28 protein-coding genes are annotated in these 23984 nt (G+C 49.3%); 25 read left to right on the top strand and 3 right to left on the bottom strand.

Annotated features, from left to right (window positions below; all coding sequences use genetic code 11):
• Positions 1-765: malate:quinone oxidoreductase (locus tag AACS05_RS15985; RefSeq protein WP_045445395.1), on the top strand; the 765-nt coding region annotated here is incomplete at its 5' end.
• Positions 766-857: 92 nt separating this feature from the next.
• Here AACS05_RS15985 and eco read toward each other — a convergent pair.
• A complete protein-coding gene (gene eco / locus AACS05_RS15980) occupies positions 858-1355 on the bottom strand; it encodes a serine protease inhibitor ecotin (protein ID WP_045449721.1) in 498 nt (165 codons plus the stop codon).
• Positions 1356-1768: 413 nt separating this feature from the next.
• Between eco and napF the strand changes: the two genes are divergently transcribed.
• The 15 genes from napF to AACS05_RS15905 all read left to right on the top strand — a co-directional run bounded on the left by napF (position 1769) and on the right by AACS05_RS15905 (position 13973).
• Entirely contained in the window at positions 1769-2260 is a 492-nt protein-coding gene (gene napF, locus AACS05_RS15975) for a ferredoxin-type protein NapF (RefSeq protein WP_045445392.1), read from the top strand.
• Complete coding sequence (gene napD / locus AACS05_RS15970) at positions 2250-2513, top strand: chaperone NapD (protein ID WP_045445389.1); 264 nt, start codon at positions 2250-2252, stop codon at positions 2511-2513. Before napF ends, napD begins: the two co-directional genes overlap by 11 nt.
• Positions 2510-4996, top strand: coding sequence for a nitrate reductase catalytic subunit NapA (gene napA, locus AACS05_RS15965; protein ID WP_045445385.1), 2487 nt, complete (start codon positions 2510-2512; stop codon positions 4994-4996). Before napD ends, napA begins: the two co-directional genes overlap by 4 nt.
• Before the next feature lie 6 nt (positions 4997-5002).
• A complete protein-coding gene (gene napG, locus AACS05_RS15960) occupies positions 5003-5698 on the top strand; it encodes a ferredoxin-type protein NapG (protein ID WP_045445382.1) in 696 nt (231 codons plus the stop codon).
• Positions 5685-6548 (top strand): quinol dehydrogenase ferredoxin subunit NapH, encoded by an 864-nt coding sequence (gene napH / locus AACS05_RS15955; RefSeq protein ID WP_045445379.1) that lies wholly within the window; start codon positions 5685-5687, stop codon positions 6546-6548. Before napG ends, napH begins: the two co-directional genes overlap by 14 nt.
• A complete protein-coding gene (napB, locus tag AACS05_RS15950; protein WP_045445376.1) occupies positions 6545-6994 on the top strand; it encodes a nitrate reductase cytochrome c-type subunit in 450 nt (149 codons plus the stop codon). The genes napH and napB overlap by 4 nt, the downstream gene beginning before the upstream one ends.
• A gap of 9 nt (positions 6995-7003) precedes the next feature.
• A complete protein-coding gene (napC, locus tag AACS05_RS15945; RefSeq protein WP_045445373.1) occupies positions 7004-7606 on the top strand; it encodes a cytochrome c-type protein NapC in 603 nt (200 codons plus the stop codon).
• A 14-nt stretch (positions 7607-7620) separates the two neighbouring features.
• Positions 7621-8247 carry a cytochrome c biogenesis heme-transporting ATPase CcmA gene (gene ccmA, locus AACS05_RS15940; protein WP_223307006.1) on the top strand — a complete coding sequence of 209 codons (627 nt, stop codon included), beginning with the start codon at positions 7621-7623 and terminating at the stop codon, positions 8245-8247.
• Complete coding sequence (gene ccmB, locus AACS05_RS15935; RefSeq protein ID WP_045445367.1) at positions 8244-8903, top strand: heme exporter protein CcmB; 660 nt, start codon at positions 8244-8246, stop codon at positions 8901-8903. Before ccmA ends, ccmB begins: the two co-directional genes overlap by 4 nt.
• A gap of 95 nt (positions 8904-8998) precedes the next feature.
• Positions 8999-9736: a heme ABC transporter permease gene (locus AACS05_RS15930; protein ID WP_045445364.1), complete on the top strand. Its 738-nt coding sequence runs from the start codon at positions 8999-9001 to the stop codon at positions 9734-9736.
• Positions 9733-9945 carry a heme exporter protein CcmD gene (gene ccmD, locus AACS05_RS15925; protein ID WP_045445361.1) on the top strand — a complete coding sequence of 71 codons (213 nt, stop codon included), beginning with the start codon at positions 9733-9735 and terminating at the stop codon, positions 9943-9945. The genes AACS05_RS15930 and ccmD overlap by 4 nt, the downstream gene beginning before the upstream one ends.
• Positions 9942-10421: a cytochrome c maturation protein CcmE gene (ccmE, locus tag AACS05_RS15920; protein WP_045445358.1), complete on the top strand. Its 480-nt coding sequence runs from the start codon at positions 9942-9944 to the stop codon at positions 10419-10421. Before ccmD ends, ccmE begins: the two co-directional genes overlap by 4 nt.
• Complete coding sequence (locus AACS05_RS15915) at positions 10418-12373, top strand: heme lyase CcmF/NrfE family subunit (protein WP_045445355.1); 1956 nt, start codon at positions 10418-10420, stop codon at positions 12371-12373. The genes ccmE and AACS05_RS15915 overlap by 4 nt, the downstream gene beginning before the upstream one ends.
• Positions 12370-12927, top strand: a complete 558-nt coding sequence (gene dsbE / locus AACS05_RS15910; protein WP_045445352.1) for a thiol:disulfide interchange protein DsbE — start codon at positions 12370-12372, stop codon at positions 12925-12927. The genes AACS05_RS15915 and dsbE overlap by 4 nt, the downstream gene beginning before the upstream one ends.
• Positions 12924-13973, top strand: a complete 1050-nt coding sequence (locus AACS05_RS15905; RefSeq protein ID WP_045445349.1) for a cytochrome c-type biogenesis protein CcmH — start codon at positions 12924-12926, stop codon at positions 13971-13973. Before dsbE ends, AACS05_RS15905 begins: the two co-directional genes overlap by 4 nt.
• 88 nt (positions 13974-14061) lie before the next feature.
• Here AACS05_RS15905 and narP read toward each other — a convergent pair whose 3' ends face one another.
• A complete protein-coding gene (gene narP, locus AACS05_RS15900; protein ID WP_045445346.1) occupies positions 14062-14709 on the bottom strand; it encodes a nitrate/nitrite response regulator protein NarP in 648 nt (215 codons plus the stop codon).
• Positions 14710-14975: 266 nt separating this feature from the next.
• A complete protein-coding gene (locus tag AACS05_RS15895; protein ID WP_071828996.1) occupies positions 14976-15872 on the bottom strand; it encodes a helix-turn-helix domain-containing protein in 897 nt (298 codons plus the stop codon).
• 527 nt (positions 15873-16399) lie between these two features.
• Between AACS05_RS15895 and AACS05_RS15890 the strand changes: the two genes are divergently transcribed.
• From AACS05_RS15890 to AACS05_RS15850, 9 genes are all read left to right on the top strand, one after another.
• Entirely contained in the window at positions 16400-16945 is a 546-nt protein-coding gene (locus tag AACS05_RS15890) for a fimbrial protein (RefSeq protein WP_045445340.1), read from the top strand.
• Between the two features lie 76 nt (positions 16946-17021).
• Positions 17022-17573 carry a fimbrial protein gene (locus AACS05_RS15885; protein WP_144243079.1) on the top strand — a complete coding sequence of 184 codons (552 nt, stop codon included), beginning with the start codon at positions 17022-17024 and terminating at the stop codon, positions 17571-17573.
• Positions 17574-17620: 47 nt separating this feature from the next.
• Complete coding sequence (locus tag AACS05_RS15880; RefSeq protein WP_148305431.1) at positions 17621-20125, top strand: outer membrane usher protein; 2505 nt, start codon at positions 17621-17623, stop codon at positions 20123-20125.
• Positions 20126-20185: 60 nt separating this feature from the next.
• Complete coding sequence (locus AACS05_RS15875) at positions 20186-20920, top strand: fimbria/pilus periplasmic chaperone (RefSeq protein WP_144243078.1); 735 nt, start codon at positions 20186-20188, stop codon at positions 20918-20920.
• Between the two features lie 18 nt (positions 20921-20938).
• Entirely contained in the window at positions 20939-21433 is a 495-nt protein-coding gene (locus tag AACS05_RS15870) for a fimbrial protein (RefSeq protein WP_045445330.1), read from the top strand.
• A 101-nt stretch (positions 21434-21534) separates the two neighbouring features.
• Positions 21535-22020: a fimbrial protein gene (locus AACS05_RS15865; protein ID WP_144243077.1), complete on the top strand. Its 486-nt coding sequence runs from the start codon at positions 21535-21537 to the stop codon at positions 22018-22020.
• Complete coding sequence (locus AACS05_RS15860; RefSeq protein ID WP_045445327.1) at positions 22017-22505, top strand: fimbrial protein; 489 nt, start codon at positions 22017-22019, stop codon at positions 22503-22505. Before AACS05_RS15865 ends, AACS05_RS15860 begins: the two co-directional genes overlap by 4 nt.
• Before the next feature lie 7 nt (positions 22506-22512).
• Complete coding sequence (locus AACS05_RS15855; RefSeq protein WP_045445324.1) at positions 22513-23037, top strand: fimbrial protein; 525 nt, start codon at positions 22513-22515, stop codon at positions 23035-23037.
• Between the two features lie 20 nt (positions 23038-23057).
• Entirely contained in the window at positions 23058-23897 is an 840-nt protein-coding gene (locus AACS05_RS15850; RefSeq protein WP_045445321.1) for a hypothetical protein, read from the top strand.
• Positions 23898-23984 lie beyond the last annotated feature (87 nt).

The following is a 23984-nucleotide window of genomic DNA, read 5'->3' as shown; positions in this document are numbered from 1 at the left end:
GCGGAAAACCCGGACGTGGTCAATCGTCACCTGGCGAAAGTCTACGGTCAGGCGTCCGTTGGTGCACCGCCGATGTCCGTACCGCATATTGATACCCGCATTCTGGATGGCAAGCGCGTGGTACTGTTTGGACCATTTGCGACGTTCTCTACCAAGTTCCTGAAAAATGGTTCCTTATGGGATCTGCTCAGCTCTACCACCACGTCAAACTTTATGCCGATGGTGAATGTAGGGCTGGATAACTTCGATCTGGTGAAATATCTGGTAAGCCAGGTCATGCTCAGCGACGACGACCGTTTTGCTGCACTGCAGGAGTACTATCCGCAGGCGAAAAAAGAAGACTGGCGTTTGTGGCAGGCAGGTCAGCGTGTGCAGATCATCAAAAGTGATGAAGAAAAGGGCGGCGTTCTGCGTCTGGGAACTGAAGTGGTCAGTGACAAAGAAGGAACAATTGCTGCACTGCTGGGCGCATCGCCAGGGGCGTCAACCGCTGCACCGATCATGCTGCATCTGATGGAAAAAGTGTTTAAAGATAAAGTTGCCAGCCCGGAATGGCAGGCGAAACTGAAAACAATTATCCCGTCCTATGGCACGAAGCTGAACGGTAACGTTGAGGCCACGGAACAAGAGCTGCAATATACCAGTGAAGTTTTGGGTCTGAAGTACGATAAACCGCAGGTCGCTGATGAAGCACCGAAACCGCAGCTTAAACCTCAGGCACAATCGCAACCTGAGCAGAAAGCTGTCGCAGATATCGCACTGTAAAGAAAATGCCGGATGGCACTGCGCTTATCCGGCCTACTTCGTGCGTTTGTAGGCCGGATAAGGCGGTATGCCGCTATCCGGCACATTCTCACTTATCGCGCGACTGCGTCCTGAATCTTCTCTTCCGCTTTCCAGATTCGGTATTTCACTTCTACGTTTTCCGGAGTGTAGACCACAATCGGCAATTTGCTGTTGTAACGCACCATACCGTCATCACCCAGATAAGCTGTGATGAATTTTTTCTCTTTTTTGCCGTCCGGGCAGGCCATCATGGTCGAGACCGGGGAGCTGACTTTGTCAAAAACATAGTAGTCGTATCCCCAACCTTCCAGAGTTTTGCTTTCCAGCTCTCCACCAAGGCGATGCCTGTTGCAGTCAACTTCCAGCGTTTGTCCGATCAGCAGTTCCACTTTTAGAGTAGATTCATCTTTCTCAGGAGCGAGCTGGATAACCTGGCGCTTCATACCTTTGTCGGCTTTAGGATAAGGCGCTGTTTTTTCCAGTGGTTGAGTGTTGGCATCGTTGTTTGCAGCCCACACAGAGGTGCTGGCAACGGCAGCTAACAGGATGGCAGGGACAATAGTCTTCATCTTATTGTTCACAGTTTTTCCTTTCTTCTGTCTTCTGAACGTATCTATGGCAGGTTAGCATATTCACATCATCTATTAATCTAAATTTACTTATATTTTAAGTGTATTGGCTGAGTGTTTGTTATTAATATGGTGATATATCCTAAGAATTATCTCATAAATAAGATAATTCTCTTTTTGCGGTGTTCGTTATATAATTTAGTATATAACTAATTGAAATGTGAGCAAAAGCGCGTTTTTTTCCACCAACCCCACACTCTTTTGATCCGGCAACAGCATTTACCCCGATTGGGGTATGCACCTCTAACACATCCTGAAATATCTTACTGTTAAAAATAACTACTCATAAATAGTGCGGTTTTTATTGTCGTTCAACCCGCTCAGGGAGAGCGTCATTATGGAAGGACAATGTCATGGTTGATTTATCCCGTCGAGGCATGTTGACAGGCAACTGGCGTAACGCTGGCATTGGGATCCGTCCGCCGTGGAGCAAGGAAGAATCTCACTTTCTGGCCCATTGCCTCCGTTGTGACGCCTGCATCCAGGCGTGTGAAACCGACATCCTGCAGCGAGGCCAGGGTGGGTATCCGAGCGTAAATTTCAAACACGGCGAATGCAGCTTTTGTTACGCCTGCGCACAAGCCTGTCCCGAATCACTTTTTCTTCCGCGCCACACCAGGGCATGGGAACTGAACTTTACGATCGGTGAAAACTGCCTCGCAAATCAGTCTGTTGAGTGCCATCGCTGTCAGGATAGTTGTGAACCCATGGCCATTACCTTTCGCCCCACGCTGTCTGGTATTTACCAGCCACAGCTCGACAATCAGGGCTGTAACGGATGTGGAGCGTGCGTCGCTACCTGTCCGGTTTCAGCTATTAACGCGGAGTACAACCATGGACACTAACTGGCAGGTCTGCAGCCTGGTCGTTCAGGCAAAAAGTCAGCATATCAGCGATATCGCCACGCAGTTGAGTACATTTCCAGGTTGTGAAGTTGCACTCAGTGATGTGGAAAGCGGCCAACTGATCGCGGTGGTAGAAGCTGAACAAAGTGAAACGCTAATGAAAACAATTGAGTCGGTACGCAACGTTGCGGGCGTACTGGCGGTGTCGCTGGTTTATCACCAGCAGGATGAGCAAGGTGAGGAAACACCATGAAACTCAGTCGTCGTAGCTTTATGAAAGCTAACGCCGTTGCGGCCGCTGCGGCGGCTGCCGGGTTAAGCGTGCCGGGCGTAGCCCGCGCGGTAGTCGGTCAGCAAGAAGCTATCAAATGGGACAAAGCCCCGTGCCGATTTTGCGGTACAGGTTGTGGCGTATTGGTAGGGACTCAGCAAGGGCGTGTTGTGGCATGCCAGGGCGATCCGGATGCGCCGGTTAACCGTGGACTTAACTGCATTAAAGGTTACTTCCTGCCTAAAATCATGTACGGCAAAGACCGTTTAACGCAGCCGATGCTACGCATGAAGGATGGCAAATATCACAAAGAAGGCGAATTCACCCCAATTAGCTGGGACCAGGCCTTCGACGTGATGGAAGAGAAATTCAAAACGTCCCTGAAAGAAAAAGGGCCAGATGCCATCGGCATGTTTGGCTCCGGTCAGTGGACCATCTGGGAAGGTTATGCGGCGGCGAAGCTGTTCAAAGCGGGTTTCCGTTCAAACAACATTGACCCGAACGCACGTCACTGCATGGCATCAGCGGTAGTCGGTTTTATGCGTACCTTTGGTATGGATGAACCGATGGGTTGCTATGACGATATTGAGCATGCGGATGCTTTTGTTCTGTGGGGCGCCAATATGGCGGAGATGCACCCAATTCTGTGGTCACGCATCACCAACCGTCGCCTGTCCGATCCTAATGTCAATGTGGCGGTTCTCTCTACCTTCCAGCATCGTAGCTTTGAACTGGCCGATAACGGCATCGTCTTTACGCCGCAAAGCGACCTGGTGATCCTCAACTACATCGCAAATTACATCATTCAAAACAATGCGATAAACCAGGATTTCTTCAGCAAGCACGTTAACCTGCGCAAAGGTGCGACGGATATCGGCTACGGTTTACGTCCGACGCATCCGTTGGAGAAAGCGGCGAAAAACCCAGGTTCTGATGCATCCGAACCGATCAGCTTTGAAGAATACAAAGCGTTTGTTGCGGAATATACGTTGGATAAAACCGCAGAAATGACCGGCGTTCCGAAAGATCAACTGGAACAACTGGCGCAGCTGTATGCCGATCCGAATAAGAAAGTCATCTCCTACTGGACGATGGGCTTTAACCAACACACGCGCGGCGTGTGGGCCAACAACCTAGTCTACAACCTGCACCTGTTGACCGGCAAGATCTCCCAGCCTGGCTGTGGTCCGTTCTCTCTGACTGGCCAGCCTTCCGCTTGTGGTACCGCGCGTGAAGTAGGGACGTTCTCCCATCGCCTGCCTGCGGACATGGTGGTGACTAACGAAAAACACCGTGATATCTGCGAAAAACACTGGCAGATCCCAACCGGTACTATTCCGGCGAAAGTGGGTTTACATGCGGTAGCGCAGGATCGTGCGCTGAAGGATGGCAAGCTCAACGTTTACTGGGTGATGTGTAACAACAACATGCAGGCCGGACCGAATATTAACGAAGAGCGTATGCCTGGCTGGCGCGATCCGCGCAACTTTATCATCGTTTCCGATCCGTACCCGACGGTCAGCGCCCTGGCGGCCGACCTGATCCTTCCGACAGCGATGTGGGTGGAAAAAGAAGGGGCCTACGGTAACGCTGAGCGTCGTACTCAATTCTGGCGTCAGCAGATTAAAGCGCCGGGCGAAGCAAAATCGGATTTGTGGCAACTGGTGCAGTTTGCCCGTCGTTTCAAAACAGAAGAGGTCTGGCCGGAAGAACTGTTGGCGCAGAAACCAGAACTGCGTGGCAAAACTCTGTATGACGTGCTGTTTGCAACGCCTGCGGTGACGAAATACCCGGTTAGCGAACTGGCTGAAGATCAGCTTAACGATGAGTCCCGCGAGCTGGGTTTCTACCTGCAAAAAGGGCTGTTCGAAGAGTATGCATGGTTTGGTCGCGGTCATGGACACGATCTTGCACCGTTCGATGATTACCACAAAGCGCGCGGGTTACGCTGGCCGGTAGTTGAAGGTAAAGAGACCCAGTGGCGCTACAGCGAAGGTAACGATCCGTACGTGAAGGCTGGAGAAAGTTACAAGTTCTACGGCAAGCCGGACGGTAAAGCGGTGATTTTCGCACTGCCATTTGAACCGGCGGCAGAAGCGCCGGATAAAGAGTATGACCTGTGGCTCTCCACCGGACGTGTACTGGAACACTGGCACACCGGCAGTATGACGCGTCGCGTGCCTGAACTGCACCGTGCCTTTCCGGAAGCCGTGCTGTTTATCCATCCGCTGGACGCGAAAGCACGCGATTTGCGTCGTGGCGATAAAGTCAAAGTGGTCTCCCGCCGTGGTGAAGTCATTTCGATTGTGGAAACACGTGGGCGTAACCGTCCACCGCAGGGGCTGGTGTATATGCCGTTCTTCGACGCCGCACAGCTGGTGAACAACCTGACGCTGGATGCGACGGATCCGCTTTCTAAAGAAACGGATTTCAAGAAGTGCGCTGTGAAACTGGCGAAGGTGTAAGTCGCTATGTCCCGGTCAGCAAAACCCCAAAATGGCCGCCGCCGCTTTCTGCGCGATATGGTTCGCGCAGCTGGCGGACTGGCAGTTGTTGGCGTGGCGCTGGGGTTGCAACAACAAACCGCACGTGCAACCGGCGTGCGGTTACGCCCGCCTGGGGCATTGAGTGAGGACGCATTTGCCAGCGCTTGCGTACGCTGCGGGCAGTGCGTTCAGGCTTGCCCTTATGACACGCTGAAACTGGCGACTCTGGCCTCCGGGCTGGCGGCGGGGACGCCGTATTTTATTGCCCGCGATATTCCCTGCGAAATGTGTGAGGACATCCCGTGCGCCAAAGTTTGTCCAAGCGGAGCGTTGGATCGGGAAATTGAATCGATCGACGATTCACGCATGGGGTTGGCGGTGCTGCTGGATCACGAGAACTGCCTCAATTATCAGGGATTGCGCTGCGACGTCTGCTATCGCGAGTGCCCGAAAATTGACGAGGCCATCACCCTGGAGCTCGATCGCAATATGCGTACCGGTAAACATGCGCGGTTTATTCCTACCGTTCATAGCGATGCCTGTACCGGATGCGGTAAATGCGAAAAGGTCTGTGTGCTGGAGCAACCAGCCATAAAAGTGCTGCCTTTGTCGCTGGCAAAAGGGGAGTTGGGACACCATTACCGCTTCGGTTGGCTGGAGGGGCAAAATGGCAAATCGTAAACGTGATGCAGGCCGTGAAGCGCGGGCGAAAAAAGGCTGGTGGCAGAGTCATCGTTGGCTGGTGTTGCGTCGTTTAAGCCAGTTTCTGGTGTTGGCGATGTTTCTCAGCGGCCCGTGGCTCGGTGTGTGGATCCTGCATGGTAATTACAGCAGCAGCCTGTTGCTGGATACCATTCCGTTAACCGATCCACTCATTACGCTGCAAAGTCTGGCCAGTGGGCATTTGCCTGCGACGGTGGCGTTAACGGGCGCGGCCATCATTACGGTGCTGTATGCCCTTGCGGGCAAGCGATTGTTTTGTAGTTGGGTCTGTCCGATGAATCCTGTAACCGACTTTGCGAGCTGGTTACGCAGAAGGTTTGAGTTGAATCAGTCAGCGACAATTCCACGCTATATACGCTACGTCCTGCTGGTTGTCATTTTGCTGGGCTCTGCTGTAACAGGCACGTTGCTGTGGGAATGGATAAACCCGGTTTCTCTGCTGGGACGTGGCCTGGTGATGGGGTTCGGTAGCGGAATACTGCTGATTATTGCACTGTTTTTATTTGATTTACTGGTCGTTGAACATGGCTGGTGCGGGCACCTTTGCCCACTTGGCGCACTGTATAGCGTGCTGGGAAGTAAAGGGGCGTTAACCGTTTCGGCGAAAGAACGCGAGAGATGTAACCGCTGTATGGATTGTTTTCATGTTTGCCCGGAACCGCATGTGCTACGTGCCCCGGTGCTGGATGAGCAAAGCCCGGTGCAGGTGACCAGTCGCGATTGCATGGCCTGCGGTCGCTGTGTGGATGTCTGTTCTGAGGATGTTTTTACAATAACAACACGATGGAGTTCGGGAGCGAAATCATGAAAAGCCATGACCTGATTAAAGCGCTGAGTCAAATGACGGCAGCGCTGGCCCTGGTAGTCAGTGGGGCAGTTTGGGCTGCAAACGGAGTGGATCTGAGCCAGTCACCGGAAGTCTCGGGGACGCAGGAAGGGGCGATTCGCATGCCGAAAGAGCAGGAGCGTATGCCGCTGAACTACGTTAACCAACCACCGATGGTTCCGCACAGCGTTGATGGTTACCAGGTTACAACTAACACCAACCGCTGCCTGCAGTGCCATGGCGTGGAAAGCTATCGGACAACCGGCGCGCCGCGCATCAGCCCGACGCACTTTATGGACAGCAATGGCAAAGTGCTGGCGGAAGTGGCGCCGCGTCGCTATTTCTGCCTGCAGTGTCATGTCCCGCAGGCTGATGCTGCTCCGATTGTCGAAAATACCTTCACCCCCTCGAAAGGTTACGGGAAATAAGAGGTCATTATGGAAAATTCTAACCGTAAACCAGGCTGGATTAAGCGCGTCTGGCAATGGTGGCGTCGCCCCAGCCGTCTGGCGCTCGGCACGCTGTTGTTAATCGGCTTTGTGGGCGGCATTATTTTCTGGGGCGGTTTTAACACCGGTATGGAAAAGGCCAACACTGAAGAATTCTGTATCAGCTGTCACGAAATGCGCAACACTGTCTATCAGGAATACATGGAAACCGTACACTACAACAACCGTAGTGGTGTACGTGCGACCTGCCCTGATTGCCACGTCCCGCATGAGTGGGGCCCGAAAATGATTCGTAAGATTAAAGCCAGCAAAGAGCTGTATGCGAAAGCGTTGGGGTTGATAGACACACCGCAAAAATTTGAAGACCACCGTCTGATAATGGCGCAAAATGAGTGGCGGCGTATGAAAGACAATAACTCGCAGGAGTGTCGTAACTGTCATAACTTCGAGTTTATGGATTTAACCGCCCAGAAAGGTGTTGCGGCTAAAATGCATGACCAGGCCGTGAAAGAGGGACAAACCTGTATCGACTGCCATAAAGGGATAGCGCACAAACTCCCCGATATGCGTGAAGTTAAACCGGGATTCTAACAGGATGTTGATGCGTGCAAATGCTTGAAGCCAGGGAACTGCTCTGTGAGCGGGATGACAGAATACTGTTTAGTGAGCTGTCATTTCGCGTAACTGCGGGTGAATGGGTGCAAATTACCGGGAGTAACGGCGCAGGGAAAACCACTTTGCTGCGCTTACTTACTGGTCTGGCTCGCCCTGATGCCGGAGAGGTTTGCTGGCAAGGGCAACCACTGCATCAAGTGCGGGACAGTTACCATCAGGAACTGCTTTGGATCGGACATCAGCCGGGAATTAAAACCCGGCTTTCGGCGTTGGAGAATCTGCGTTTCTTCCACCATGATGGCGATACTGCTCAGTGCCTGGCCGCTCTGGCACAGGCCGGGCTCGCCGGATATGAAGACATTCCAGTTAATCAACTCTCTGCCGGACAACAACGCCGTGTGGCATTGGCTCGTCTGTGGCTGACCCGCGCCCGGCTCTGGATCCTGGACGAACCGTTCACTGCGATTGATGTCAATGGCGTTGAACGCCTGACTCAGCGTATGGCACAACATACGGAGCAGGGCGGTATTGTTATTCTCACGACTCATCAGCCTCTGAATGTAGAGACTAATAAAGTGCGGCGTATTGCGCTGACCAGCGAGAGGGCTGCGCAATGATGTGGCGAATTTTCCGTTTAGAACTGCGGGTTGCGTTCCGTCATAGTGCGGAGATTGCCAATCCGTTATGGTTCTTCCTGATTGTGATTACGTTATTCCCGCTAAGCATTGGCCCGGAACCACAACTGCTGGCGCGAATTGCGCCGGGTATTATCTGGGTTGCAGCACTGCTGGCATCATTACTGGCGCTGGAGCGCCTGTTTCGCGATGACCTTCAGGACGGCAGCCTCGAACAGCTGATGTTACTGCCATTGCCGCTACCGGCGGTGGTGCTGGCGAAGGTAATGGCACACTGGGTCGTGACCGGCCTGCCGTTGCTTATCCTCTCGCCGCTGGTGGCGTTGCTGTTGGGAATGGATATGTACGGTTGGCAGATTATGGCACTGACGCTGTTGCTCGGTACGCCGACGCTGGGTTTTCTCGGGGCTCCAGGCGTTGGATTAACGGTTGGTCTGAAGCGTGGCGGTGTGTTGTTAAGCGTGTTGGTACTGCCGCTAACCATCCCGCTGCTGATTTTTGCGACCGCTGCGATGGATGCGGCCTCTATGCACTTACCCGTTGAAGGGTACATGGCGATTCTGGGCGCACTGTTGGTGGGGAGCGCGACGTTAAGTCCTTTTGCGACGGCGGCTGCGTTACGCATCAGTGTGCAGTAGCACGATTTTTATTTTAGCGTGCCTGATCAGGCGATTTTCCGCCATCAGGGACAACGGCAGTTTCATTTGTTTTGCTTGAGTCTGGTGACTGAACTATGTGGAAAATACTTCATCAACTGGCGATGCCCCCACGGCTCTATCAGATCTGTGGCTGGTTTATCCCGTGGCTGGCGATTGCCAGTGTAGTGATACTGGCAACGGGTTGGATCTGGGGATTTGGTTTTGCACCTTCGGATTATCAACAGGGGCAGAGCTATCGCATTATCTATCTGCACGTCCCGGCGGCAATCTGGTCGATGGGGATTTATGCCTCGATGGCGGTTGCGGCGTTTATCGGCCTGGTCTGGCAGATGAAAATGGCCAATCTGGCTTTAGCCGCGATGGCCCCTGTTGGCGCAGTGTTTACCTTTATCGCACTGGTGACCGGGTCGGCATGGGGTAAACCAATGTGGGGAACCTGGTGGGTATGGGATGCCCGACTCACTTCTGAACTGGTGTTGCTGTTTCTCTACGTAGGCGCTATCGCACTGTGGCACGCATTTGATGACCGTCGCGTGGCGGGGCGTGCTGCCGGTATTCTGGTGCTGATTGGCGTTGTTAACTTACCGATTATTCACTACTCGGTGGAGTGGTGGAATACGTTGCATCAGGGATCGACCCGTATGCAGCAAAGTATTGATCCGGCGATGCGCACGCCGTTGCGTCTGGCAATCGTCGGCTATCTGTTGCTGTTTATCACGCTGACGCTGATGCGCATGCGTAATCTGATTTTGTTGATGGAAAAACGCCGCCCGTGGGTGAGCGAACTGATCTTAAAAAGAGGCCGCCAATGACCCCTGCATTTGCATCATGGAGTGATTTTTTCGCGATGGGCGGTTACGCCTTGTATGTCTGGTTGGCTGTGGCTATGAGCGTTGTCCCTATGATTGTACTGGTGCTGCACTCTGCGTTACAGCATCGGACGATATTACGCGGTGTAGCACAGCAACGGGCAAGAGAAGCCCGTATGCGCGCGGCACAAACGCAACGGGAGGCGGCGTGAATATTCGACGTAAAAATCGACTCTGGATTGCCTGTGCGGTGCTTGCGGGTCTGGCATTAACCATCACGCTGGTGCTCTACGCGCTGCGTTCCAATATCGACCTGTTCTATACGCCGGGCGAAATACTCTACGGTAAGCGTGAAACCCAGAAGATGCCTGAAGTCGGTCAACGTCTGCGTGTGGGGGGCATGGTTATGCCTGGCAGCGTTAAACGCGACCCGCAATCCCTGAAGGTGAATTTCAGCATTTATGACGCCGAGGGCGTAGTCGATGTGACGTATGAAGGTATCCTGCCGGATCTGTTCCGTGAAGGGCAGGGGGTCGTTGTGCAGGGTGAACTGGAAGAGGGGAATCATGTGCAGGCAAAAGAGGTCCTCGCCAAACATGATGAGAATTACACCCCGCCGGAAGTCGAAAAAGCGATGCAGGAAAATCACCGTCGCCCGGAAAGTGTTTATAAGGATAAAACGTCATGATGCCTGAAATTGGCAATGGGCTTCTGTGTCTTGCACTTGGCGTTGCATTGCTGCTCTCAGTCTATCCTCTGTGGGGCGTAGCGCGCGGTGATGTACGGATGATGGCCTCTGCACGGCCATTTGCCTGGGTGTTGTTTATCTGCGTGATGGGTGCGTTTCTGGTGTTGGTAAACGCATTCGTGGTCAATGACTTTACCGTGACCTATGTGGCCAGTAACTCTAATACTCAGCTCCCGGTTTGGTATCGGGTAGCGGCAACGTGGGGCGCGCATGAAGGCTCACTGTTGCTGTGGGTGCTGCTAATGAGCGGCTGGACGTTTGCCGTGGCGCTGTTTAGTCAGCGGATGCCGCTGGATATAGTCGCTCGTGTACTGGCTGTGATGGGCATGGTCAGTGTTGGCTTCCTGTTGTTTATCTTGTTTACCTCTAACCCGTTTTCTCGCACCTTGCCTGATTTCCCTGTCGAAGGGCGCGACCTGAACCCGCTGTTGCAGGATCCGGGGCTTATTTTCCATCCCCCGTTGTTGTATATGGGCTATGTCGGTTTCTCAGTCGCTTTTGCATTCGCGATCGCCGCGTTGATGAGCGGGCGTCTGGACAGCACGTTTGCCCGTTTTTCGCGCCCCTGGACGCTGGCGGCGTGGGTGTTTTTGACGTTGGGGATTGTGCTCGGCTCCGCCTGGGCGTACTACGAGCTTGGCTGGGGCGGCTGGTGGTTCTGGGATCCGGTCGAGAATGCTTCGTTTATGCCGTGGCTGGTAGGCACAGCGCTGATGCACTCCCTGTCGGTTACCGAACAACGCGCCAGTTTCAAAGCCTGGACGCTGCTGCTCTCGATCTGCGCTTTCTCGCTATGCCTGTTGGGCACTTTCCTCGTGCGTTCAGGCGTACTGGTGTCGGTACATGCATTCGCCTCCGATCCGTCGCGCGGGATGTTCATTCTTGCCTTTATGGTCATGGTGATCGGTGGATCTCTGCTGCTCTTTGCCGTGCGTGGTCATAAAGTTCGCTCCAGGGTAAATAACGCCCTCTGGTCACGTGAATCGCTGCTATTGGGGAACAACGTTCTGTTGATTGCCGCCATGCTGGTGGTGCTGCTGGGCACATTGTTGCCGCTGGTGCATAAACAGCTGGGGCTGGGCAGTATTTCGATTGGTGAACCGTTCTTCAATACCATGTTCACGTGGCTGATGGCACCGTTCGCACTGCTGTTGGGGATTGGACCGTTGGTTCGCTGGGGTCGTGACAGACCGAGTAAACTAAAAACATTGCTGATTATCGCGTTTGTCACCACATTTGTACTGTCACTGCTGCTGCCGTGGCTGCTTGAAGACCGCATTGCCGCGATGACGGTAGTAGGTCTGGCAATGGCATGCTGGATATTCGTGCTAGCGATGTCTGAAGCATTCCTGCGTATTTCACGCGGAACGAAGTTGACGCCAAGTTACTGGGGTATGGTGTCAGGCCATGTGGGGCTGGCGATTACTATCGTGGGGATTGCCTTTAGTCAGAACTACAGCGTTGAGCGTGATGTGCGTATGAAGGCTGGCGATAGCGTGAGCATTCATAATTATCAGTTTACATTCCGTGAAGTTAAAGATATCACCGGGCCTAACTACCGTGGTGGCGTGGCGATTATTGGTGTAACACGTGACGGTAAACCGGAAGCGACGCTGCATGCGGAGAAGCGTTTTTATAACAGCACCAGTTCCATGATGACCGAAGCGGCAATTGACGGTGGTTTTACGCGTGACCTGTATGCTGCGTTAGGCGAAGAGCTGGACAATGGCGCATGGGCTGTGCGTCTGTATTACAAACCGTTTATTCGCTGGATTTGGGCCGGAGGGTTGCTGATGGCGCTGGGCGGATTGTTCTGCCTGTTTGATCCACGCTATCGCCAGCGCGTGCGTCCACGCACAGCTGAGCAAAAAAACGCGCCGGAGGCTGTATGAAGCGCAACGCACTCTTAATCCCTTTTATTATTTTTCTCGTTATTGCGGCAGCGCTGCTGTGGCAACTGGCGCGTAACGCCCAGGGAGATGATCCCACCAATCTTGAATCGGCATTGATCGGTAAACCGGTACCGACGTTCCGCCTTGAGTCGCTGGAGAATCCGGGACAGCATTATCAGGCCGATGTACTGACGCAGGGTAAACCGGTGTTGCTCAACGTATGGGCGACATGGTGTCCGACCTGCCGTGCTGAACACCAGTATCTGAATCAGCTGTCTGCAGAGGGCGTGCGGGTGGTCGGTCTGAACTATAAAGACGATCGTCAGAAAGCGATTGTCTGGCTGAAAGAACTGGGTAATCCATATGCGCTTAGCCTGTTTGATGGCGATGGCATGCTTGGATTGGATCTGGGCGTATATGGCGCGCCGGAAACTTTCCTGATCGACGGTAAGGGAATTATTCGCTACCGCCACGCTGGCGATTTGAATGCCAGAGTGTGGGCAAGCGAGATCAAACCGTTGTGGGATAAGTACAGTAAGGAGGCTGCGCAATGAGATTTTTACTGGGCGTATTGATGCTGGTGATCTCTGGTTCGGCGCTTGCCACCATCGACGTAATGCAGTTCAAAGACGAAGCGCAAGAGCAACAGTTCCGCCAGCTTACCGAGCAATTGCGCTGCCCTAAGTGTCAGAACAACAGCATTGCCGACTCTAACTCGATGATTGCTACCGACCTGCGTCAGAAAGTCTATGAGCTGATGCAGGAAGGGAAAAGCCAGAAAGAGATCGTCGATTATATGGTGGCGCGCTACGGCAACTTCGTCACTTACGATCCGCCGCTGACGCCGCTGACGGTTCTGTTATGGGTGATGCCCGTCGTGGCGATCGGCTTGGGGGGCTGGATTATTTTTGCCCGCTCACGCCGTCGTATACGATTGAAACAGGAAGAATTTCCAGACGACATCACTCCGGATGGAAAACGTGGTGGATGGTGGCTGTATGTGCCAGGCGTTGTAGTCGCATTGGTGGTTGGCGCGGTGAGCTATTATCAAACGGGTAATTACAAGCAGGTTAAAATCTGGCAACAGGCTACAGCACAAGCTCCGGCGTTGCTGGAACGGGCACTGGATCCGAAGGCTGAACCACTGAATGAAGAGGATATGACACGCCTTGCGCTGGGACTGCGTACGCGACTGCAGGCCGATCCTGGAAACGTTGAAGGCTGGATTATGCTCGGACGCATTGGAATGGTATTAGGTAATGCCAGCACGGCGACAGAAGCCTATGCCAACGCCTACCGACTGGATCCTAAAAATAGCGATGCGGCGCTGGGTTATGCGGAAGCGTTGACCCGTTCCTCCGATCCAAATGATAACCGTCGGGGAGGGGAGTTATTGAGTCAGTTGGTCAGGGGCGATCATGCTAACGTGCGTGTACTGAGCATGTATGCTTTTAACGCCTTTGAGCAGCAGCGCTTCGGCGAGGCGGTTGCGGCCTGGGAGATGATGCTGAAGTTATTACCCGCCAACGACACTCGCCGGGCGGTGATTGAACGCAGCATTAAACAGGCGATGGAGCAGTTGTCGCCGCAGGAGAAATAAGAGCGGAAGATGCCGGATAGCGACCCTAAGAGTCTTATCCGGCCTGCACATAAGCCCGATAGCATAGCGCTACCGGGCATTCTGCGTATTACTGTATTCCACGCGTTTGCAGAAACAGGATGGTGGCGGCAACACGAGAGCGCACGTTGAGCTTGCGCAGCAGGTTGCGAATATGCACCTTCACCGTTTGTTCCGAAATATTCAGTACGGACGCAATCTGCTTGTTTGACAAGCCCTGAGCCAGTTCATGTAAAACATCCAGCTCGCGTTCGGTAAGTATACTGAACGGATCTTCTTCCGCACCAAACAGTTCACGCTCTCGCAGGTATTCGCTGACGCGTGCGCTGAAGGCTTTACCGCCTTTAGCACCACTGCGAATGGCTTCAAGCAGAACTTCTGGGTCGCTGTCTTTCAACAAATAGCCATCAGCGCCGGCATCAATCAATGCGTATACATCGCTTGCGGAATCTGACACGGTAAGAATGATGATTTGCGCAGTGATGCCATCCCGGCGCAGCGCATTCAGGGTATCAAGTCCGCTCATTCCCTTCATATTGAGATCCAGCAGGATCACATCAAGGTCAAGACGGTTTGCCAGATCGATTGCACTTGCACCATCACCCGCTTCGGCGACGACTTCAAATGCGCTATCCAACTGTAGCAACTGACTAATTCCTCGTCGCATCAGTGGGTGGTCATCGACAATAAGCACCTGAAAAGGCATTGCTTCAGGCATACTATTCTCCTGAGTATTTATTAGTATCATTATTGTTTTCAGCACGTAAATCGTCCAGATTCATCGAGCTGATGAGAGAATAAATTTTACCCTAATTTGTGCATGGGTAAGTAGCAAAACCGTCAAAGTTTAAAACGGGCAGAGGTGGGAGAGAGATGAGGTCTACTGCCAGGGCGCTGCTATAAAGACCAACTGCATGGCAAAATGAACATACCACTGGCCAGTGGCTATGTAAGCAGCTCCCTTGCTGGACATCCCTCATCGAGCTAGGAGGGTTCCGACGTACGAGTTAACAGCATATCAATCAACTTTTCATCGAACAGAACAGGGACATAGACAGTGTGAGTATATTCTAAAGCATCAGGAGGATGTGTGTATTCAAAAAGCTCAATATCATGGCCGTCGCGTCGGGTGATGCAGTGTTGGGCCATGTATTGCTTGTAGACGTAGAGTATTCTGTCTGATGTCGAACCCACTTTTTTAGTAAATGTAAAACGCAGATAATCCCCGGAGATAACCGGTAAAGCGGGTAGTTCTTTCTCCTTGCTAAACTCCGCAGTGACACCAATGTGGTAGTCGAAACTAATTTTATCACATTTCAAATTTACGGGTTTGCACAATGTATAAACCTTGTCGGGAATAGTGAGGAGCAAACTGGAGAATGTTTTTTCAAGTTCTGCTCTCTGCATGGTATGGGCTTTACCGATGTGATAAAAATCACATTCATACTTTCCAGAGACGCCATAGAGTTCAAGGTGCGGAATGTAAATATAACTCACGTCCAAATCCATGAGTGCGCCGTTTACTTTATGACCCCAGGCCGGAATTTTTCCAAATATAACTTCACTGTTGCTTCTGAATTCAACAGGCGTTGTACCAAAGCACTCTTTGAAGTATCGAGTGAAAGCTTGTTGGCTTGAGTAAAAGCAAAGCTCTGATATTTTTTTCACGGAGAGACCGGAGAATTTTAGGGCGAGTGAACACCGGTACATCTTGATCCCCATAATATAGTTTTTGATAGAACACCCCATCCTGGATCTAAATATCCTGTGGAGTTGAGCACTGCTGTAGCCTGAGCGAGATATAATGGAGGGGATGCTGATATTCTCATCCTGGCCTTCATCGATAAGCCTGAGCAGTTGCGTTATAAATTCATCGCTCAAAGGTCCTCACTTACATCTGGTTATAGCGAATCAAGTATAAGATCCTGTTTTAGAATATTACATTCAGATAATCAATAGCATAATCACAGAGTGATATTATTTGGTGGTAATAATCCAAAAAAAGAGTAATAAAGATAACTCGTTACAATTAATTAACGCAGATGGAGTTGCTGAGCGTAAAATTACTGGAAAACGCTGTGCAAATAATAACGTCTGGTATTATACTCGCCGTGAGTTTACTGGTACCATGATAACGCTGATGAATGATTATTGATTGCTTTATACAAATAAATAATTTAATTAAATTTTATTTGTTATGTTTTTGTTGTTTTTGTTTATTTATTCTCATGATTGTTTATTTGAATTGCGCTCTAAAGTTCGTTGAGCTGATAATCTTGCGGTAACGCGCTGGTGCTATAAAAAATGTCATGAGTAGATACTCTCTATATATGTCGATGTTTCTCAAGACACCTGCCGTTGCGCTTATATATTCAATATTAAGTCATTTTATTTTAGGAACGGAATAAATGAAATTAACAAAAATTGCAGCGGTGGTTATTCTGGCTGGCACTCTGTCTTCATTCGCGCAGGCGGCCACGCCAGCACCAACTGATTCGGGCCATGGTTCTGTCACCTTTACGGGGTCAATTATTTCTGCCGCGTGTTCTATTGCGAATGATAAGCAGGATGTTTATCTGGGGGAAATCTCCGATGCGGCGTTGAAGGCGAATGATAACACGGGAAGATCAACACCGGTGAATTTCACCATTAATCTGCAAAATTGTGATACCGGTTCCGGTAGTACTACTGTATCTACAACGTTTACTGGCGCAACTGATACAAACGATACCAATCACCTAGGTATCACGGGTACGGCTTCCGGGGCGGGTATTGTATTAACTGATGGTGCGGGCAAAGCTATTACCTTAGGTACGGCGACAGTTCCTCAGGGCATTCAGGATGGCAACAATAGCCTGCTGTTCTCTGCGTACCTGGAGGGGGATGGTGCCTCTGCTAACGTAGTCCCTGGGGAATTCACTGCGATTGCAGACTTCACCTTGGCTTACAATTAATCATTCCCTGGTATAGTGTCGTTACTGTACGCCCGCCTGTGCGGGCGTATGGCGGCCAATTTACTGAAGTGAGTTCATGATCGGAATAATACGTTATACCTGTATTTTTATTTTTCTTTTAGCATATTGCTCTATCGCTACTGCGGGCAGCGTCCGGTATAACAGAATGCATTTTTATGGGGTTATTAAAGCTCGGACATGTAATATTTTTATGGCGGGGGGGGAACAGCAGATTGATATGGGTGAGTTAATTGAAAAACAGCTGGAATATAATAAGAAAACTCTTTCAGAGCGATTCTCTATTCATCTTGATCATTGTGTATTTGATGTTAACTCAAAAAATGATACGCCATGGCAGTATTTTCGCGTTACGGTAGATAGCGTTGATGCAGACAGTTTGGCTGAACCGGATATCAACGCGGGAAACATTGTCTTGCAATTATTAAATAAAGGTATGCGAGCAAGTAAGAAGGGTGAGAAGGTTGGTAATTACACAAAAGTAAGCAATACAGATATGCGTCTTGACTATGCCTTGTCGTTTAAAGAGAGAAATGTCTTTGGCCCTGCGGATAACCTGCCATTGATACCTTCTTCATTTATCGTTGAATATAAGGTGAGTTACTTTTAGTTTTTTATAAATCATTCGCAAGAATAACTGACAACGATGGAACTGGAATGTATAGCTCTATAATGTTGCCGTTAACCAGGCGCATATTTTTTGGTGTGTGCTTGTCTTTTGTTTTTTTACAGTGCGGTGTATACGCGGCTGATTATGTTGATTTCAATACTGATATTCTGGACGTTAATGATAAAAAAAACATCGACTTCAGTCGTTTTGAAAGCAGCGGGTATATTATGCCGGGAGATTACAGCTTTAAGTTAAAAATCAATCAGAATGAAATAGATGAACAGCCTATATCTGTTTATAACAAAGATGATGATAAAAAAGAGACAGAAGCTTGTTTCAGTAGTGAACTGGTGAAGCAATTCGGACTAAAAGAAGAGTTCTTACAAAAAATTAGCATGTGGCACCAGGGGCAATGTGCTGATATTACTTCGCTGGAAGGCGTAATTGTCAGCCCTGATATGGGGACTGGGGTGCTGAATATCAGTATTCCCCAGGTCTATCTGGAGTATGTTTCCAACGACTGGGTGCCAATCAGTATGTGGGATGAAGGAATTCCTGGGTTGCTAACAGATTACAACCTCAACTTTCAGAGCAATACACAGGAGAGTGAAGGTAGCACCGATCGTACGTTGTCGGGTAACGGAACGAGTGGATTAAATATTGGGGCATGGCGAGCACGCGCAGACTGGCAGACGAATTACGCTAGCGGTTCAAGCGGAAATAGCGGAAGAAAAAAATGGGCATGGGATCGCAGCTATGTCTATCGTGCTATGCCTAAATTAGGCGCTAAGCTGACATTAGGTGAGGACTATATGAATTCTGATCTGTTTGACAGTTTTCGCTTTGTTGGCGCCAGTATGATATCTGATGACAATATGCTGCCACCCAATTTACGTGGCTATGCGCCAGAAGTCTCTGGTGTGGCAAAAACGAACGCCAAGGTGACTATTTCACAACAAGGGCGAATTATTTATGAAACGCAGGTCGCTGCCGGCCCTTTTTCAATACAAGATTTAAACAGCGCTGTATCAGGAACGCTGGATGTGCGCGTTCAGGAACAGGATGGATCGGTGCAGCAATATAAAGTCAGTACCGCATCAATACCCTATTTGACACGCCCTGGAAGTATCCGTTTCAAGGTTTTTTCAGGTCGACCGACCAATGAAAGTCACCAGGCAGCAGGTGAAACTTTCAGTTCTGGTGAAATGTCATGGGGGATTAATAACGGATGGTCGCTTTATGGAGGATCCACAGTTAGTGATAGCTATCGTTCACTGGCTGTTGGCGTCGGGCGAGATCTTATGATGTTGGGGGCGCTCTCATTTGATGTTACACGTGCAGATGCCAGGCTAAATAACTATCAAAGCGAAGATAAAATAGGGCGTTCCTATCGCCTGAGTTATTCGAAACGATTTGACGACACAGGGAGCGAGATCACCTTTGCGGGATATCGTTTTGCAGAAAAAGATTTCATGAGTTTTAGCGATTTTCTTAATTATGTATCAACAACGGATGCATTTCAGGAAGATAAAGAAATGTATACGGTGACGTTTAGCCAGCAGTTTGTTGATTCAGGAACGAGTCTGTATGTGAACTACTCACACCAGACTTACTGGAATAGCCCGGAAGAAGATCGCTATAATCTCTCGTTGTCGCGTTTTTTTGATATGGATAAGTGGAAGAATATTAATATTTCATTGACGGCATATCGGAATAAATTTGAAGGCAATAATGACGATGGCGCTTATATATCGGCGTCAATACCGTGGGGCGACACCGCAACCGTAAGTTATAACTCAACGTTTAGTGATTCGAGTAACTCGCATCGTATTGGCTATTATGACCGTCTGGAAAATGGCGATAATTACCAGATTGCTACCGGGAGTGGTAACGAAGGGATGAATGTGAGTGGCTATTATGATCATTCTGGAGATTTATCAGATGTCACTGCAAACCTGGATTATGAGCAAAATCAGTATCGTTCAGCTGGCTTAACGTTGCGGGGAGGCATTACTGCCACAGCCAAAGGCGCTGCGTTGCACAGAGTGAATTCACTTGGTGCTACCCGTGTACTGGTCGATACCGTCGATGCTGCAAATGTCCCCGTCCATGGTTATGGCGATACGGTATTAACGAACCATTTTGGGAAAGCGGTTATTACAGATGTTACACAATATATCAAAAATAATTTAAGTATCGATATCGACAATATGCCGGATGATGCGGAAGCGACGTATTCTGTTGCATCGGCAACATTGACTGAAGGGGCAATTGGGTATCGCAAATTTAACGTGATATCGGGTATGAAAGCATTGGCTGTTATACGCCTTGTCGATGGTAGTTTTCCACCCTTTGGTGCCAGCGTACACAATGACGGGAATCAGGAAGTTGGTATTGTTGGCGGAGATGGTCAGGTTTATCTGAGTGGTTTAAACCCAGGAGCCAGCCTGCAGGTAGTATGGAGTGAGGACGACAGTTGTAAAGTAGTGATTCCGGAAAAACTGGGGCAATTGGATCTTACCGATACATTGCTTCTACCGTGTATCCATTAGAGATAAATAAATTTCGTTAATTTAAATTGGGTTGAGAAGATGAAGAGATCAAGATGTAGAATGTATTTTGCCGTTACGTTAACGGGTATCGCCTGTTCAATGCTGTCATCATATGTAAATGCGGCTATTTCACTGGATCGAACCCGGGCGATTATTAATGGTGATGATAAATCCATCAGCCTGAGTATTAGCAATGAAAATAAAAACCAACCTTACCTGGCTCAGGCATGGATTGAAGATCGGCAAGGGAAAAAGATTTCTTCTCCTTTAATTGTGTTACCTCCTGTTCAGCGTGTGGAACCTGGTGCGAAAAGTCAGGTAAAAATTCAAGCCTCTCCTGCATTGGCACAATTACCCCAGGATCGGGAATCGCTGTTCTATTTTAATCTGCGTGAAATACCGCCGCGCAGTAAAACACCGAATACATTGCAAATTGCGTTGCAAACCAGAATCAAGCTTTTTTACCGACCAAAAGCGATCGCCATGGATAAAACCCAGGCAGCGGATGGTGATTGGGTAGAGAGCACAACTCTGCAGCGTCAGGGGGACAAATTTATTTTGAATAACCCCAGTCCTTATTTTTTGACAGTAGTTATTGCTCAACCTACTGTAAAAGGGAAAACGGTTAAATTTAAACCAACAATGATTGATCCACATGGACAGGCAACGCTGGAAGCATCGGCCAGTGAGTTGGGAAACCATCCGGTATTGACCTATATTAATGATTACGGTGGACGTCCGCAAATTCAGTATACCTGCAGTGGCAATACATGCCCGGCAAAATTATTGAAATAAATGCCACAGAAGGGAGTTATGGAGAAAATTCGACTCGTTGTAATTTTTATTGTCTTTTTAACAATGAACTCGGCGTATGCGGATCGATATACCACAATGATAACGGTTTCGGTTAAAGTTGTAGAACCGGCATGTGTGGTGAATGAAAACAAACCGATCAACGTGGATTTTAGCGATCATGTTGCTGTGACAGATGTCGCGGCAGGTTTGGCCGTAAAAGACATTGAGTACACGCTGCAGTGTTATGATGCAAATCCGTCGTCGGTGCCTGTTAATATGTATATTAATGGTTACGGGCAAGGATTTGATAAGGGTAGCGTGCAGACATCATTGGACTCTCTCGCTATAAGGATAAAAGCTGATGGTGTGGATTTTCCATTGAATACAGATTTGGTTATTAATTCGGGTGGGCCTTATCCTAAGTTGACGGCCACCTTAATTAAGGCACCGAATCGTGAGTTGCCGACGGGATCGTTCACTGCCGAAGCAACGATGGTAGTATATTATCCATAACACGATTCACCATGTTGGTAAGTAAAAGCAGGTACCAGTTTCTGATATTTAACTGAGGATCAGAATCCTTTATTTGTGTCACCAATAAATGTAGGCGATAAGTGAAAATAAATATTTGGCTGTTCGGTATAGCGCTTTGTGCAAGGGGCGGTGTGGTGAATGCTGATAATAATGTACACTTTACTGGTGCATTAATATCAGAACCTTGTGAAATTAATGGCAACCAGCAGATTAATGTTGATTTCGGTGATAATGTTATTACAACAGATGTCTCTGCTGGTCTGGTAACGAAAGATATTACTTACACCTTGGACTGCAGTAATGCTGGCTCCACGAGCAATTTAAGCATGGAAATATCAGGGACAATTGTTGATTTCGATCAGTATGGCGGAAGCCTCGAAACATCAATTCCAGAACTGGCGATTAAGCTAAAACATGATGGTGCAGATTTTCCGCTTAACAAGAGTCTGCCGTTTACTGCAGGTAGCCAGCCTGTTCTGTCAGCATTGTTGATTCAGGAACCTGGTTCACACCTGCCTACAGGCCAATTCAGCGCATCAGCAACAATGACGGTAGACTACCCATGAAATCTTCTCTGTTACTCTTATTATTCTTTGTTCTCCAGCCCTGGGGAATGGCTCAGGCCGCTGGCCCTAATATGTTTTTCAGCGGGACCCTGGTGATGCCCCCTTGTACCATCAGTAAGGGCGCAAAGGTAGAAGTTGATTTTGGTGAGGATCTGGGGGTCAATAAAATTGACGGCGTGAATTATACCAAGACTGTTGATTATACGGTGGACTGTGACGAGGATTATGTGGCTAACCAGTTGGCGATCGTTATCGAGACGACGAGTCCAACCATTTTTGATCCGTCGGCAGTTGCAACTGACAAAAACGGGCTTGGCATCAAGGTGATGATCGGCACGCAACCAGTTACTTTTGCCCAACCAATTGCTGTCGACGATCCCACATCCCCGCCGGTTATCAGTGTCGCTCCGGTTAAAGATCCCGCTATTACGCTGGAGGAGGGCGCCTTCGAAGCTTTCATGACTCTACGCACGGATTACATATAGGTAAGCCATGAAGCTCAATATTCTTCTGTTCAGTGTGCTTTTACTGTTGAAATACAATCCGCTCTATGCTGATGGCAATGTCCATCTTTCGGGGGCGCTGGTTTCGGAACCATGTACGCTGCCTGACGGTAGTGACAATATTCCGCTTAATTTCGGGACCGTGGTGGATAAAGATCTCTACGCGCACGAGCGTACTGATAGCAGTGCGTTTACGATTCATTTGGCAGATTGCGATCCGTCTGTATTGTCGACGGTCAGCGTTACGTTTCAGGGAACAGAAGAAACAGAGTTACCGGGTTTGCTGGCGATAGATCCTGCCAGTACGGCAAAGGGTATTGCGATTGGTATTGAAGGCTATGATGGGACATTACTGCCTTTGAGTACGGCGAGTCCCTACGCTAACCTGATACCGGGAAATAACGATTTAAATTTTCAGGCGTTTGTCCAGGCTACGCCGACAGCGATGGCTAATAAAGCCCTTGTTGTCGGTGAATTTTCGGCGACAGCCACCTTTGTTCTGGGTTACCAATAAATATTATCGTCGAGGTTTAAATGCGCTATTTACTATCCAGCCTGTTGTTAATTATCTCTTCAGCGACGGCAAGCCAATACCCGGTGATAAGTTCTATCACTACTGATACACAGGACGCTGAGCATATAGTTTACCATATTACTCAGCATTTAATTAATTACCCGGACCCTGCGATTGATGCGATACCGCCTGCGGGCTATATGTATGCAACTTTGGCAATGAAGCATCCAAAATATATCTATGATGGTAACCCTCAGACATTAGTGATGCCGGGTTATGTAAGAACATCGAGTAGCAAAAGTTACAGCGAATCAGCGTTGGAAGCATACAATAGTCAACAAGGTATCACTACGTTTATTTCACCGTCGGTATCCGAACCGTTAAAACCGGGCCAGGATTGTATAGGCTATTTCTTTACTCCGTCTTTAGACCCGAATATGGGCTCGTCTGCGATTAAAGCGCCTGCAGGGTGTGTGGGCGTACCGCCTGCACAAGAGTGGTGTAAGATAGTAACGCCAGAACTGGTATTCGATCACGGGGTAGCTACGTTGGAAGATGCTGAAGATAACAACATAGCTGATAAAACGGCAAATCTTCGAGTGAGTTGTACTGCCGATATGCAGGTGACTTTTAACCTGATGAATACGGATACTGGTGGCTATGAATCTGAGTCGATTAATTTAACTCCATCTGGCAGAGCATTTATTTCTGTTGATAATAAGGCGCTTAATAGCACTCGTAATATTCCTATTTCTCTAAAGGCTGGGAATAATGACCTGCCAGTAATTAGCCGAATATCTGATATTAGCGCCACTGGTATTTATTATGGAAGCAGCGTATTGATAATGGAACCATATTAACTCTATTTGTTTCTTAAATGTTAATAATTGTCTTTTTATATCATGGCCTGATGATTATATAGATTCTGTTTGCGGGTGCGGATATCC

This window comes from Citrobacter sp. S-77, from assembly GCF_963864895.1.
Taxonomy (GTDB): Bacteria; Pseudomonadota; Gammaproteobacteria; order Enterobacterales; family Enterobacteriaceae; genus Citrobacter; species Citrobacter murliniae.
This window is presented reverse-complemented; position numbering and strand designations above follow the sequence as displayed.